The sequence below is a fragment of the Brevundimonas sp. genome (assembly GCF_041648115.1).
Lineage (GTDB): Bacteria > Pseudomonadota > Alphaproteobacteria > Caulobacterales > Caulobacteraceae > Brevundimonas.
In genome coordinates this window covers 61,617-75,154 of record NZ_JBAZPR010000013.1, presented here as the reverse complement: position 1 = coordinate 75,154, position 13,538 = coordinate 61,617, and the positions used below count along the sequence as shown (strand labels likewise).

The 13,538-nt window shown below is 66.2% G+C and carries 12 protein-coding genes; 5 read left to right on the top strand and 7 right to left on the bottom strand.

The features are described from left to right. Positions 1-34: 34 nt before the first annotated feature. Positions 35-238, top strand: coding sequence for a peptidoglycan-binding protein (locus WC597_RS12975; protein ID WP_372693792.1), 204 nt, complete (start codon positions 35-37; stop codon positions 236-238). Here WC597_RS12975 and trpE read toward each other — a convergent pair. After that, a complete protein-coding gene (trpE, locus tag WC597_RS12970) occupies positions 235-1,752 on the bottom strand; it encodes an anthranilate synthase component I (RefSeq protein WP_372693790.1) in 1,518 nt (505 codons plus the stop codon). The genes WC597_RS12975 and trpE overlap by 4 nt on opposite strands. Then, positions 1,749-3,656 (bottom strand): peptidyl-prolyl cis-trans isomerase, encoded by a 1,908-nt coding sequence (locus tag WC597_RS12965; RefSeq protein ID WP_372693788.1) that lies wholly within the window; start codon positions 3,654-3,656, stop codon positions 1,749-1,751. The genes trpE and WC597_RS12965 overlap by 4 nt, the downstream gene beginning before the upstream one ends. 153 nt (positions 3,657-3,809) lie before the next feature. Between WC597_RS12965 and tpiA the strand changes: the two genes are divergently transcribed. The 4 genes from tpiA (at position 3,810) to WC597_RS12945 (ending at position 7,083) form a co-directional block, all read left to right on the top strand. Beyond that, positions 3,810-4,562, top strand: a complete 753-nt coding sequence (tpiA, locus tag WC597_RS12960; RefSeq protein ID WP_372693786.1) for a triose-phosphate isomerase — start codon at positions 3,810-3,812, stop codon at positions 4,560-4,562. Positions 4,563-4,626: 64 nt separating this feature from the next. Then, positions 4,627-5,052 carry a preprotein translocase subunit SecG gene (gene secG, locus WC597_RS12955; RefSeq protein WP_372693784.1) on the top strand — a complete coding sequence of 142 codons (426 nt, stop codon included), beginning with the start codon at positions 4,627-4,629 and terminating at the stop codon, positions 5,050-5,052. 122 nt (positions 5,053-5,174) lie between these two features. Continuing rightward, positions 5,175-6,827, top strand: coding sequence for a CTP synthase (locus WC597_RS12950; protein ID WP_372693782.1), 1,653 nt, complete (start codon positions 5,175-5,177; stop codon positions 6,825-6,827). A 97-nt stretch (positions 6,828-6,924) separates the two neighbouring features. Next, on the top strand, positions 6,925-7,083 hold the full coding sequence (locus WC597_RS12945; protein ID WP_372693780.1) for a hypothetical protein: 159 nt from the start codon (positions 6,925-6,927) through the stop codon (positions 7,081-7,083). Between the two features lie 4 nt (positions 7,084-7,087). On the opposite strand, the gene WC597_RS12940 is transcribed toward WC597_RS12945, so the two are convergent. The 5 genes from WC597_RS12940 to WC597_RS12920 form a co-directional block, all read right to left on the bottom strand. Then, positions 7,088-8,452 (bottom strand): hypothetical protein, encoded by a 1,365-nt coding sequence (locus tag WC597_RS12940; RefSeq protein WP_372693778.1) that lies wholly within the window; start codon positions 8,450-8,452, stop codon positions 7,088-7,090. Positions 8,453-8,508: 56 nt separating this feature from the next. Beyond that, positions 8,509-8,862 (bottom strand): hypothetical protein, encoded by a 354-nt coding sequence (locus tag WC597_RS12935; protein WP_372693776.1) that lies wholly within the window; start codon positions 8,860-8,862, stop codon positions 8,509-8,511. After that, positions 8,859-9,425, bottom strand: a complete 567-nt coding sequence (locus WC597_RS12930; RefSeq protein ID WP_372693774.1) for an N-acetyltransferase family protein — start codon at positions 9,423-9,425, stop codon at positions 8,859-8,861. Before WC597_RS12930 ends, WC597_RS12935 begins: the two co-directional genes overlap by 4 nt. Next, positions 9,422-11,641 (bottom strand): S9 family peptidase, encoded by a 2,220-nt coding sequence (locus tag WC597_RS12925; protein WP_372693772.1) that lies wholly within the window; start codon positions 11,639-11,641, stop codon positions 9,422-9,424. Before WC597_RS12925 ends, WC597_RS12930 begins: the two co-directional genes overlap by 4 nt. An 81-nt stretch (positions 11,642-11,722) precedes the next feature. Then, the gene (locus tag WC597_RS12920) at positions 11,723-13,507 is read right to left on the bottom strand and encodes an acyl-CoA dehydrogenase (RefSeq protein WP_372693770.1); all 1,785 of its coding nucleotides are present in this window, start codon (positions 13,505-13,507) and stop codon (positions 11,723-11,725) included. Positions 13,508-13,538 lie beyond the last annotated feature (31 nt).

Here is a 13,538-nt window from a genome sequence, read left to right as displayed (position 1 = left end):
CGCATTTTAACCCGACCCGGAGATAAATGCGGCTGTGAAACTCGCCGCTGAAAAAGATATCGCCGCCAAGATCGCCGCCGCCAAGGCGAAGCTGGTCGTGGTCGAGACGAAGCCCAACCCGGTCGCCACCCTCGGCGCCGCTGCATTCGCCGCGACGGCGGCCGTGCTGATGGCGGGCGTCGTCATCATCGGCCCTGGCGTTCACTTTGACGATCCGACGATGACCGTTACGCGCTAACGATTGCCGGTGCGGAAGCGCCAGGCGTCGTCGGCCGCCCGCATCGGCGCGCGCGCCTTGTGTTGGGTCTCGGCGTATTCCGCCGCAGGATCGCTGTCGGCGACGACGCCGGCCCCGGCCTGGACGAAGATTCGATCGTCGGCGAACAAAGCCGTGCGCAGGGTGATGCAAATGTCCGCCTCGCCGCCGGCCGAGATATAGCCGACACCGCCGCCGTAACCGACGCCGCGCTTCTCGCTCTCCAGCTCGTCGATGACCTCCATCGCCCGCACCTTGGGCGCTCCCGACAGGGTGCCGGCGGGCAGGGCGGCCAAGAGCGTATCCACCGCGTCCAGCTTGGGGTCGGTTTTGCCGCGCACGTTGGAGACGATGTGCATGACCTGGCTGTAGCGTTCGACGATGAAACTCTCGGTCACCTCGACCGTGCCGGGCGCGGCGACACGGCCGACATCGTTGCGACCCAGGTCGAGCAGCATCAGGTGTTCGGCGCGTTCCTTGGGATCGGCCAGCAGTTCGATTTCCAGCGCCTTGTCGGCCTCGGGCGTCGCACCGCGCATGCGGGTTCCGGCCAGGGGGCGAATGGTGACCTCGCCGTCCTTCAGACGCACCAGGATTTCGGGGCTGGAACCGGCCAGCTGGAAGCCCTCGAAGTTCAGATAGAACAGATAGGGCGAGGGGTTCTGGCGACGCAGGGACCGATAGAAGGCGAACGGATCCTCGGTCCAGGGCGCCGAAAACCGGTGGCTGAGCACGACCTGGAAGATGTCGCCTGCGCCGATGTAGTCCTTGGCCTTGGCGACCAATTCGCCGAACGCGGCTTCGTCCACGGCTGAGCTGAAGGTCGGCGCCGGCGTTTCCTGCGGCGCGGCGCGGATGGGCAGGGGCTCGCGCAGCGCGGTCTCGAAGGCGTCCAGTCGCGCTACGGCAGCGTCGAAGGCCTCGCGGGGGGCGATGCCAGCGTCGGGATAGGCGGCGGAGACCAGAACGATCTCGTGGCGGACGGAATCGAAGATGGCGACCAGCGACGGTCGGGTCAGAACCGCGTCCGGCAGATTCAGCGGATCGGGATTTGGCGCGCCCAACGGCTCCAGCAGGCGAACCATGTCGTAGCCGAAGACACCGAACAGGCCCGCGGCCATGGGCGGTAGGCCGTCAGGCAGGTCGAACTTCGACGCCGCGATCAGGGCGCGCAGCGATTGCAGCGTCGGCAGGGCCTCGGGCGTGAACCGCCCCTCGGCGATGTCCGGCCCACGAGACAGTTCCGCCGCGTTCGAACGACAGCGCCAGACGACATCAGGATCCAGCGTCAGGATCGAATAGCGACCCTTGACCGCGCCGCCTTCGACCGATTCCAGCAGGCAGGCGTAGGGCCGGTCGCGACCAAGCTTCAGATAGGCCGAGACGGGTGTTTCCAGGTCGTCGATGATCCGGCGCACCACCACCTGCGGCCGACCGGCCGAAAGGCCGGCGGCGAAGGCGTCGAAGTCGGCTTCCCCCGATGCAGCCTCGGTCATTGCGCCGGGGCGGCGGGCGTCGCATCGCCGGAAATGCCCAACGCCGACAGCGCCTGGGCCGGGTCGTTCTTCGCCTTGGAGCGCTGGGCACCGGCCGCGATCGAGGTTTCGACCATTGCCTGAACCAGTTCCTGGGTCAGACGCGGTCGGACTTGTTCGGCCAGCGGGCCGGCGACGGCCGGATTGGCGGCGTGGACGTTATCGACGCGGCCGACGACATAGGCGGTCTGCGACGCCGGTTGCGAGAAGGCTTGGCCCTTGGATTGGCCGAACAGGCCCTGCAACACGCCTTGGCCCAGCGCGTCCTGCGTGGCCTGGTTGCGGACGACGCCGGTGCGGACCGTCAGGGGCGCATTGACCGAACGAGCGACGGCGGCGATGTCCTCGCCGTTGCGAACGCGGGTGGTCAGTTCCTCGGCCTTGGTGGACAGACGACGCATCGTCTCGCGCTGGATCCATTGAGCCGCCAAGGGCTCGCGCACCTCGGCCAGGGTCGGCAGGGCCGCCGGACGGATGTCGTTGACGCGCACGGCGAAATACTGGCCCTGGCCGGCGTCGATCACGTCGCTTTCGCCGCCCTTGGTCAGGCCCCAGGCCGTCTCGAAGATCTGCGGCGGTGCGTTCAGCCCCTGGCCGTTCGGCAGCTTGCCGTCCTTGGTGAAGGGGGGCAGATCGACCACGCGACCGCCAGCGTCGCGAGCGGCGTCGGCCAGGTTCTTGCCAGCGGTGCGGGCGGCTTCGTACTTCTCGACCTTGGCGTAGGTCTGGGTCCTCACATCTTCGGCGCGCAGTTCCTGGATCAGTTCTTCACGCGCGCTATCCAGTGTCGCGGGCGCCGCGGGTTGGATGGCGGTGACCTTGGCCACCGCGAAGCCGACGCCGGCCTGGACTGGATCGGAGACCTGATTGGCTTGCAGGCCGAAGACCGCGCCGGCGGTCGCGGCGTCGCCGATGGCCGAGCGGGGCGTGGCGTCGAACGTCGCGGGCGTGACGTTGTTGGCGCGGCCAGCGTCGGCCGGCGACTGGCCGGCGCGCAGGGCGGCGGCGATCTTCTGGGCCGCTTCGCGGTTCGGCGCCGTCAGGGTGACGAAGGTGCGGGTCTCGGGCTTGCCAAGGGTGTCCTTCTTGAACTCGAAACGCTCGCGGATGCGCTCGTCCGTGATCGGCGTCGCGGCCGAGGCTTCGGGCGTGAACAGGACGACGGAGACCATGCGGAACTCCGGCGCGCGCAGGCGCTCGGCGTTTTCCTGGATGAAGGCGTTCAGCTGAGCGTCGGTCGGGGCAGGAATCTGGCCGGCCATCGCAGAGGTCACCTCGAACCAGCGACCGTCGCGGCTTTCGAAGGCCGAGCCGGCCAGCAGCGCGCCATAGATGCGCGGCACGCGGGCGCCGGCGAAGACGGCGGCGCCGAAGTGTTCGGTGACGTATTGGTCGCGCAGGTCCTGTTCCAGCATGGCCGGGGTCAGGTTCTGTTGGGCCAGGGCGGCCTCATAGGCCTGCTGGTCGAACTGGCCGGTGACCGAGTTGAAGAAGGCCGGGATCTGGCGGATCTGCTTGACGATCAGTTCCTTGCCGGGGCGGATGCCCGCCTTCCAGGCCCAGTTCAGGAAGCCCAGCTGCTGGGTCTGCTCGGTCAGGAAGCGGGTGTGGATGTTTTCCGCGATCAGTTCCTGGTTGGTCAGGGGACGACCGACCTGCTGCTGCAGACGTTCGCGCACCTGGTCGAAGGCCGTGCGGAACTCCAACTCGTTCATCGAACGGTCGCCCGCATCGATGACATGCTTGGGACCCAGGTTGGAGAACACATCCATGCGCGCGCCGACGATCACGAAGCTGATCGCGATCAAGACAAGGAGGGCGGCCGCCCATTTGGATCGAGAGAAGGCGCGGAAGGCGGTGAGCATTCGAAAACCCGAGACTGGCCGAGATTAGGGGCCGATGTTGGTGTCAATCGACGCGTATAGTCGGGCCGGGCACGCTGCTGCAAGGACGGCATCGTGTTCGGATTGCGGCGCGGCCCCTTGGCTTCGCGGTTTTCGCCTTCTAGACAGGCGACCATGAAACAATCCGTGAAGTTGATCGTCGGCAATTGGAAGATGAACGGCCTGTCGGCCGCCCTGGCGCAGGCTGAATCGATAAGGGACGCCGTCAGCGCAGCGGGGCTGGGGCATAGGGTCGTGCTGTGCCCACCGGCCACGCTGATCGACCGGGTGCGTGTGGCGCTGGCGGGCAGTGGCGTCGCTGTAGGCGGTCAGGATTGCCATGAGAAGCCGGTCGGCGCCTTCACCGGCTCGGTGTCGGCGGAAATGCTGGCCGATGCGGGGGCGACCGTCGTGATTCTGGGACATTCGGAGCGCCGGGCCGCTTTTGGCGAGACCGATGCGGACGTCGCCGCCAAGGTGGAGGCGGCCATCGCTGCGGGGCTGGAACCTATCGTGTGCGTTGGTGAAACGCTGGAGCAACGCGAGGCGGGCGACGCCATCGCCGTGGTGTCCGCCCAGGTCGAGGGTTCCTTGCCGACGGGCCTGTCCGAGCGCGACTTCGCCATAGCCTATGAGCCGGTATGGGCCATCGGGACCGGTCTGACGCCGACGCTGGAACAGATCGCCGAAGTCCATGCCGCTATCCGTGCGGCCATGATCAAGCGGCTGGGCGAGAGCGTGCGAACCGCGCCGATCCTGTACGGCGGTTCGGTTAAGCCCGAAAACGCCCGGGACATTCTGGCCACGCCGGAAGTCGGCGGCGCCCTGGTCGGCGGCGCCTCGCTGAAGGCCGAAGACTTCATGCCCATCGTCAAAGCGGCCGTCTGACGTTTGCTCCGGGTCAGCTTCGATGATAGAGGCCCCCGCTTGATCGGCGCAGATCCGCGCCCACATGAATGACGCCATGCTCCAGACCATCCTGCTCGTCGCCATCATCATCATCGCCGTGTCCCTGACGGGCGTGGTGCTGCTTCAACGTTCCGAGGGCGGCGCCCTGGGGATGGGCGGCGGACCGTCGGGCTTCATGACGGCGCGCGGCGCCGGCAACCTGCTGACCAAGGTGACCTGGATCCTGGCCTTCCTGCTGTTCGGTCTGACGATCGTCCTGACCGTCGTCGGCAATATGGACCGCGCTTCCGTGTCGGTGATCGACGCCAACGCCGTCGGCTCGCTAGCCACCACGCCGCAGACCCAGCAGCAGGCGCCCGCCCAGCAACAGCCCGCCGCTCCGGCCCAACCGGCGGCCCCGTCCCTGGATGATCTGGAAGCCAGCCTGCCGTCAGCGACCAAGGCGCCGGCCCAGCAGCCCTCCCGGTAACGGTCAGGCCAACGACCCGACTTCAGAAAGCGCGCCGCAGGGCGCGCTTTCTTCTTTTGATCAACAGTTCGATTCGCAGGCGGCGTGCGTCGTTCGCGAATCATGCAGTAAGGTGTCCCCCCATGGCTCGCTATGTGTTCATCACCGGCGGCGTGGTTTCCTCGCTAGGAAAAGGCCTCGCCTCCGCCGCTCTCGGCGCTCTTCTACAGGCGCGGGGTTATAAGGTCCGCCTGCGCAAGCTCGACCCCTATCTGAACGTTGATCCGGGCACGATGAGCCCGTACCAGCATGGCGAGGTCTTCGTGACCGACGACGGCGCCGAAACCGACCTGGACCTGGGCCACTACGAGCGGTTCACCGGGGTGTCGGCCGCCAAGTCCGACAACATCACCACGGGTCGGATCTATTCGACCATCCTGGAGAAGGAGCGTCGCGGCGACTATCTGGGCGCGACCGTCCAAGTCATTCCCCACGTCACCGACCAGATCAAGTCCTTCTGCCTGACCAAGGCCCTTACCGACGACGGCGAGGAGGTCGATTTCGTCCTGGTCGAGATCGGCGGCACGGTCGGCGACATCGAGGGCCTGCCCTTCTTTGAAGCCATCCGTCAGCTAGGCCAGGACCTGCCGCGCGGTCAGTCCTGCTTCGTCCACCTGACGCTGCTGCCCTTCATCAAGACCGCCGGCGAGATGAAGACCAAGCCGACCCAGCACTCGGTCAAGGAACTGCGGTCCATCGGCATCCAGCCCGACATCCTGTTGTGCCGCTGCGAATTTCCGATCCCGGCCGAGGAGAAACGCAAGATCGGCCTGTTCTGCAACGTGCGCGAAAGCGGCGTCATCCAGGCGATGGACTCGGCCGACATCTACGCCGTGCCGCTGGACTATCACCGCGAGGGGCTAGATCGCGAAGTCCTGGCCCATTTCGGCATCGATGACGCGCCCGAGCCCGATCTGTCGCTGTGGCAGGAGATCGCGCGCCGTCGCCTCCATCCCGACGGCGAGGTCACCATTGCTGTGGTCGGCAAATATACGGTCCTGAAGGACGCCTATAAGTCCCTGATCGAGGCCCTGCATCACGGCGGCGTGGCCAACAACGTCAAGGTCAACATCGACTGGGTCGAGGCCGACACCTTCGAGGGTGACCCTGAGGCCTGCGAAGAGCGGCTGCAGGGCGCCCATGCCGTCCTGGTGCCTGGCGGCTTCGGCGAGCGTGGCTCGGAAGGCAAGATCGAGGCGGCTCGTTTCGCCCGCGAGCGCAACATCCCCTATTTCGGCATCTGCTTCGGCATGCAGATGGCGGTGATCGAGGCGGCGCGAAACCTGGCCGGCTATCCCAAGGCCTCGTCAACCGAGTTCGGCCCGACCGCCGAGCCTGTCGTCGGCCTGATGACCGAATGGACCCAAGGTAATCAGCGCGTCCTGCGCCAGCAGGGCGGCGATCTGGGCGGCACGATGCGCCTGGGCGCCTATGATTCGACCCTGACGGCCGGGTCCAAGATCGCCGAGATCTATGGCTCCACCGCGATCAGCGAGCGTCACCGTCACCGCTATGAGGTCAATATCAACTATCGCGACGCGATCGAGCAGAAGGCCGGCCTGGTCTTCGCCGGCCTGTCGCCCGACGGCATCCTGCCCGAGACGGTCGAACGCCCAGACCATCCCTGGTTCATCGGCGTCCAATATCACCCGGAGCTAAAGAGTCGTCCATTCGCGCCGCACCCGCTGTTCGCGAGCTTCATCGGCGCGGCCGTGGTCCAAAGCCGCCTCGTCTGAGGGAACGCTGTTCCCGGACTCGGTCAGGTCCGCATTTTGCAGTATGATGCCCGGAACGGATCGATTTGACACGATCCGAGATGTGGCGGGACCGTCGATGATCGGCGAGTTGCTTTATCACCTGCACCGGCATGTTCGCCTGGTGCTGATCGCCGGCGGGCTGATGCTCGCCCTGGGTGTGGCGCTGCTCGGCTATGAGGCCGTGCGGCATATGGGCGAGCCGCCAGCCCGCCCGGCCGAAGCCGGACGGGCCTGAACCGTCAGTCGATCTTCAGCCGCATGAAGATCATCGCCCCGTCGGGATCGCCGCCATAAATCGGCTCCAGCGCTGTCGGCACGCGGTTCATTGCATAGAGACCGCCGAGGCCGAACCGGACGTGTTCGGCGATCCGCCAGTCCCGCACGACACCGACCGACGCCTTGCCGACCGTGTAGAGCGGGCCGTGTCCGCCGCCGACGCCGGGAACCAGCTCGTCCGTCTCGATCCGTTCGGCGCGGGCGAAGACGGTCCAGCGGTCGTTGGGGTGGACGGCGGATTCCAGCAGCCAGCCGTCTTTCGACTCGCCGTGATCGTTGGTCTTGCGGCCCCAGGCCAGGGTCGATGACCACCAGCCGTCGTCGCCTAATCGCCATGTATGGATAGCGCTGGCAGACCATTTGATCTCGTCCTCCTCCGGTTCCAGCTGTTCGGGCGCGGAGACATCGGCGTAGGAAGCCTGCAGCGACCATTCGTCGGTCGGGTTCCAGGCGGTTCGCACGGACCAGCTGTCCAGCCGTGGCGAATCGATGCCCCAACGTTCCTCGTCCGGCTCGCGTCCCTTGAAGGCCGAAGTCTCGATCTTGAACCGGTCATGCGCCCAGCCCAGGGTCGTCACGCCAAAGACGATATGGGTCGAGTCCAGCCAGTGGTGGGTGATCGGCGCCTCGGGACTGTCTATGGCGCTCATCCGGTGCATGAAGGCCGGCGGACCGAAGGCGGGCTCGCCCGGCAGGCCGATGTAGCCATAGACGCTGTCCTTGTCGGACAGACGCTTCGAATAGCTGGCCGACAGTTCCATGAAGAGGTCATGCGGGTGCTGGCGATCGACCAAGGGATTGACCCCGTCCGCCGTCTCGCCCGCCGCCAGAAGCAGCGGATAGCCGGACTTGCCCATCAGGGGGTCGGGGCTGAGCATGGCCCGCAGGTTCAGTGTCGAACCGTCGTCGAAGTCGCGCCGCGCCGAGGTCATCAACATGCCGGCGACGAAGGTCTTGTCGCCGCCGCGTGGCCCGGACTGGGTGTCATAGACCAGGTTCAGCATGGCATGGGTCATCACCATCCAGTCGCCCCCGACGGTGTGGATGCCGCCATGTTCGCCGGCGTCGGGTTGCCAGCCGGTGCCCGAGGCGTCGCGGCTCATGGGCCATGGGCCGTAAGGGCTGGTCATCGTATGACCCATGCTGGCGTGATCGACTGGCGTCGCATCTGACATCGGCATCGGCATGTTGTGGCCAGCGTGCGGGTCAGCAGTCGGTTCGGTCGTGGTCGGTGGAGCATGTTGGGAATAATCCTGCGCCGCCGCGGCTTGAGCCAAGGCGAGCAGGGAAACTCCGGCGCAGGCGCCGACTAGAATACGGATAGCCATTCAAGGCCTCCTCTGATGGTCGTGACGGATTGCGCCTGCGAGAGGCGCGAGCGGTGTCAGACGATCAGGAGGCGGGGGGGGGGGGCGGGTTCGGGCGACAGCAGCCGACCAGCGGGCATGTCGATCAGCACGGCGGCAAGACGCGCGGGCGAGACCTTCAAGCCGGACAGGCGCGCGGGATCCAGTGTCGGCGTCGCCACGCAGGCGACGCAGCAGATCATCGCCTTCATGGCCTTGGGAGCGTGGCTGGGGGCCTCGCCCGTTTCAGTTTCATGACATGGCGCAGCGGCGGCAGGCGACGCGGACGCGCCGACTGTGCCGAGCGCCAGCACCGCCAGGGCGCCGATCAGCATCAACAGGGATTGAAGGATCTTCACCACGTCAGAATAGGCGTCGGGGCGATGCGTCAACGGGTCGGCTTCTTGTCCACCAGCGGCAGGCCGGGGGCGTCGGGTGAGACCGAACCGCCTTCGCCCAGCGCCCGCTGCATGAAGACCACGTCGCGCCAGTCGTCATGCTTCCATCCCGCCGCCTTGAACACGCCGGCGTCGGTGAAGCCGCGCGTAAGATGCAGGGCGATGGACCCCGTGTTTTCGGAATCGCCGATCACCGCCACCATCTGACGAAGCCCCATCGCCTCGCAGCGCGCGATCAGCGCATCTAGTAGAGCGCCGGCGACGCCGCGTCCCCTGGCCCAGGGCGCGACATAGATCGAATCCTCGACCATGTAGCGATAGGCCTGACGGGTGCGGAACGGTCCGGCATAGGCGTAGCCGGCGACTGCGCCGTCGATCTCGACCACCAGTCGCGGCAGGCCCAGAGCGTCCACCCCGGCAAGCCGGGACGCCATTTCGATCTCGTCAGGCGCCTCCAGCTCGAAGGTGCCGCGACCATTGGCGACGCTCTCGGCATAGATGGCCGTGATTGCGGCGAGGTCGTCTGGGCGGGCGTCGCGAACCGTCGGTGCGCTCACGCCTTCTCCCAGCCCTTGTCGATGGCCCAGACAGCGAAGGCGTAGTCGTGGGCGACTTCCTTCAGATAGTCGAACCGGCCGGCGGCGCCGCCGTGCCCGGCCTCCATATTGATCTTCAGCAGCACAGGCTTGCCCGAGGTGGTCGCGGGTCGCAGCTTGGCGACCCATTTTTCCGGCTCCCAATAGGTGACGCGCGGATCGGACAGGCCGCCTGTGGCCAGCACCGCCGGATAGGCCTTGGGCTCGACCTGATCGTAGGGGCTGTAGCTGAGCATGTAGTCGTAGGCGGCCGGGTCTTCGATAGGATTGCCCCACTCGGGCCATTCCGGCGGCGTCAGCGGCAGGGAGGTGTCGCTCATGGTGTTGATCACATCGACGAACGGCACCTGGCCGATGATACCGGCCCACAGGTCGGGACGCATGTTGTTGACCGCGCCCATCAGCAGGCCGCCGGCCGATCCGCCCTGGGCGACGATGTTGCCGGTCGCGGCGTATTTGCGGTCGATCAGATGTTCGGCGGCGGCGATGAAGTCGGTGAAGGTGTTCTTCTTCGTCATCTTCCGCGCATCGAGGAACCAGCCCCAGCCCTTGTCGGAGCCGCCCCTGATATGGGCGATGGCGTAGATCCAGCCGCGATCCACCAGCGAAAGCCGGTTGGTCGAGAAGCTGGCGGGCATGGGGATGCCGTAGGAGCCGTAGCCGTAGAGCAGCAGCGGAGCGGAGCCGTCAACCGGGGTAGATTTGCGGCGCAGCACCGTGACCGGCACCAGTTGTCCGTCCGAAGCGGGGGCGTTCAACCGCTCGACCACATAGTCCGCGATATTGTGGCCCGACGGAATCTCCTGCGTCTTGCGCAGGGTCCGCTCGCGCGTCGCCATGTCGTAGTCGAAGGTCTGGGTCGGGGTTGACGGCGAGTTGTAGGCGTAGCGGGTGGTCGTCGTCTCGAACTCGGACGCGCCTGCCAGCGACAGGGCGAAGGCGGGTTCGTCGACGGCGATCTCGTGCTCCTCGCCGGCACGGTCGCGAATGATGATGCGGGTGTTAGCATCGGCGCGTTCCTGGCGCGCCAGGTGGTCGTTCGTCAGGTCCAGGCTTTCGATGAAGCGGCCGGGCGTGTGCGGGACAAGATCGGTCCAGTTCGCCTTCGACGGCGTCGCCGTCGGGGCCTGGACAATCTTGAAGTCGATGGCGTCGTCGGCGTTGGTGCGGATTACCCAGCGGTCGCCCCAGTGATCGACGTCGTAGCGGATGGCGACCACACGCGGCTCAAGCACCACGGGTTCGGCCGTCGGCGTCGCGGCGGGGATATAGCGCGCCTCCGAGGTTTCCTGGTTCTGGATGCCGATGACGATGAACTGGTCGTCGGCCGAGCGTCCCACGCCGATGAACATGCCGTCGTCGGCCTCTTCATAGACCAGAGTAGTTTCGCCACCGCGCACCGGGCGACGGAAGATCTTGTCGGGGCGACCGTTGTCGTCGCGATTGGTCCAGAAGATCCACTGGCTGTCCGGCGAAAAGACGAAATCGCCGGTGGCGCTGTCGATCACGGCGGGCAGGACTTCGCCGGTCGCCAGATCCTTGACGTAGATCTTATGGACCTCGGAACCCTGAGCATCCTCGGAATAGGCAAACAGGCTGTGATCCGGGCTGTGGCTCGCGGCCGAGACTTCGGAATAGGCCTTGCCCTTGGCCAGTTCGTTGGCGTCCAGCAGCAGTTGCGGCGCGGGGGCCATGACGAAGTTCTTCGTCACCGGCTGACCGTCCACCATCCATGTGCCTTGGCGCTCGACGCGCATGTAGCGCGGATGCTGATCGCCCGTCTGGTATTCGACATAGTAGTTCCAGCCGCCGTCCGGCGCCGGGACGGAGCTGTCGTCTTCCTTGATGCGACCGCGCATCTCCGCAAACATCGTCTGCTGCAGAGGCAGGGTGGAGGCCATCATGGCCTCGCGATAGGCGTTCTCAGCCGTCAGATGCTCCTTGACCTCTGCCTTGATCAGGGTCGGGTCGCGCAGAACGGCCTGCCAGTTGTCGTCCTTCATCCATTGATAGTCGTCGGTGCGGGTGCGGCCCAACTGCTCGGTGACGACAGGGATTTTCTTGGCGACGGGCGGTTGGGGCATGGAGGATCCGGTGGACTGGCGGGCGAGCGCAGGGGAGGCCGAGGCGGCGAGCGCCGTCGCAGCGGTGGACATGATCAGTTGCCGACGATTCATCGGTCGCTCCCCCAAATAGTTGAAGCGCGAAGTTTGGGCGCGGCGAGCGTCGCACGTCAAATGAAGAAAAGCAGCGACTCGTCAGCCCGCCAAGGCGTCCACCGTCATCCGTTGCAGCAGTTCGCCGCCTTGGCCGATGGCTGCCAGACGGCTGGAGACATGGCCCAGCACATTGGCGGCATAGACTTCGTAGAGGTCCAGCTTGCCTTGAAGCCAGGCCGGGTCGCCGTCCTGCGCCTCCAGCTTCGCCTTGGCCGCCAGCGCGCCCTTGGCCAGCATCCAACCGCCGACGACGTCGCCCAGCAGTTTCAGATAGGCGTCTGCGGCCGCCAACACGTCGGCCGCAGCATTCGGATCGGCCTTCTGATCCAGCAGCCAAAGGGTAGCGTCCTGAACCGCCTCAATGGCCGTCGCGAACCGTTCGACCGGCTTGCCGCTGTAAAGACCGCCCAGATCAACCAGTGTCGCCTTCATGTCCGCGATCAGGGCCTTGGCCGATTCGCCGCCGTCCATCGACAGCTTGCGTCCGACCAGATCCATCGCCTGGATGCCGTTTGTGCCCTCATAGATTGGGGCGATGCGGGCGTCGCGATAGTATTGGGCGGCGCCAGTTTCCTCAATGAAGCCCATGCCGCCGTGGACCTGGACCCCCATCGAGGCGACCTCACAGCCGATATCGGTGGACCAGGCCTTGGCGATGGGGGTGAACAGGTCTTCGCGGCCCTTCCAGCGACGACGCTTCTCTTCGGTCGCGGCGTGTTTCGCCAGATCGGCGGCGACGCCGGTGGACAGGCAGATGGCGCGCGCGGCCGAAATCTTGGCCTTCATCACGCTGAGCATCCGGCGCACGTCGGGATGATCGAAGATCGGAGCATTGGCCTCGCCCGTCCAGACCGAACGGCCTTGGCGGCGGTCAAGTGCATATGCGAGGGCATGCTGGTAAGCGCGCTCGGCGATGCCGACGCCCTCGACGCCAACGGCGAGACGCGCGGCGTTCATCATCACGAACATATGGGCCAGGCCCTGGTTCGGCTGACCGACCAGTTCGGCGGTGGCGCCTTCATAGCTCATGACGCAGGTGGGCGAGGCGTGGATGCCCAGCTTGTGCTCGACCCCGACCGGGCGGAAGGCGTTGCGGTCGCCCAGCGTGCCGTCGTCGTTGACCGCGAACTTGGGCGTCAGGAACAGGCTGATGCCCTTGGGTCCCTTGGGTGCGTCAGGCAGGCGGGCCAGCACCAGATGCACGATATTGTCGGTAGCGTCGTGATCGCCCCAGGTGATGTAGATTTTCTGGCCGTTCAGGGCGTAGGTGCCATCGCCGTTCGGCGTCGCCGTGGTGATCAGAGAGCCCAGATCGGAGCCTGCGCCGGGCTCGGTCAGCACCATGGCCCCGGTCCATTCGCCGCTGACCAGTTTGGTCAGATATTTGGTCTTCTGCTCTTCCGTTCCGACCTGCTCCAGCGCCTCGATGGAGGCCAAGGACAGCATGGGACACAGGCCGAACGCCATGTTGGCGGCATGGACGGTCTCATAAGCCGCGAGTTCAAGCGCCTTGGGCAGGGCCTGACCGCCGGCCTCGGTCGAGGCGGACAGGCCGGTCCAGCCGCCCGCCGCAAACTGGCGATAGGCTTCTGCGAAGCCCGGCGCGGCGGTGACCGAGCCATTGGCGTAGGTCGAACCCTTCTGGTCGCCGATACGGTTCAGGGGCGCCAACACTTCTTCGGAGAACTGGCCCGCCGCCTCCAACACCGCCGAGGCGACATCGGCGTCATAGTCGGGAAAGGCGCCGGTCGCCGCCACATCGGCCATGCCGGCCACCGCCTCCAGGGTGAAGGCCAGGTCTCGAACGGGGGCGCGGTAGGTCATGGGTTTCCTCAATCGTCTTTGCGGCCTAAGT

Excerpts from the sequence above, each read along its gene's own strand:
- trpE (WP_372693790.1), bottom strand. The coding sequence starts at position 1,752 with ATGACCGAGGCTGCATCGGGGGAAGCCGACTTCGACGCCTTCGCCGCC.
- WC597_RS12965 (WP_372693788.1), bottom strand. The coding sequence starts at position 3,656 with ATGCTCACCGCCTTCCGCGCCTTCTCTCGATCCAAATGGGCGGCCGCC.
- tpiA (WP_372693786.1), top strand. The coding sequence starts at position 3,810 with ATGAAACAATCCGTGAAGTTGATCGTCGGCAATTGGAAGATGAACGGC.
- secG (WP_372693784.1), top strand. The coding sequence starts at position 4,627 with ATGAATGACGCCATGCTCCAGACCATCCTGCTCGTCGCCATCATCATC.
- WC597_RS12950 (WP_372693782.1), top strand. The coding sequence starts at position 5,175 with ATGGCTCGCTATGTGTTCATCACCGGCGGCGTGGTTTCCTCGCTAGGA.
- WC597_RS12945 (WP_372693780.1), top strand. The coding sequence starts at position 6,925 with ATGATCGGCGAGTTGCTTTATCACCTGCACCGGCATGTTCGCCTGGTG.
- WC597_RS12940 (WP_372693778.1), bottom strand. The coding sequence starts at position 8,452 with ATGGCTATCCGTATTCTAGTCGGCGCCTGCGCCGGAGTTTCCCTGCTC.
- WC597_RS12925 (WP_372693772.1), bottom strand. The coding sequence starts at position 11,641 with ATGAATCGTCGGCAACTGATCATGTCCACCGCTGCGACGGCGCTCGCC.
- WC597_RS12920 (WP_372693770.1), bottom strand. The coding sequence starts at position 13,507 with ATGACCTACCGCGCCCCCGTTCGAGACCTGGCCTTCACCCTGGAGGCG.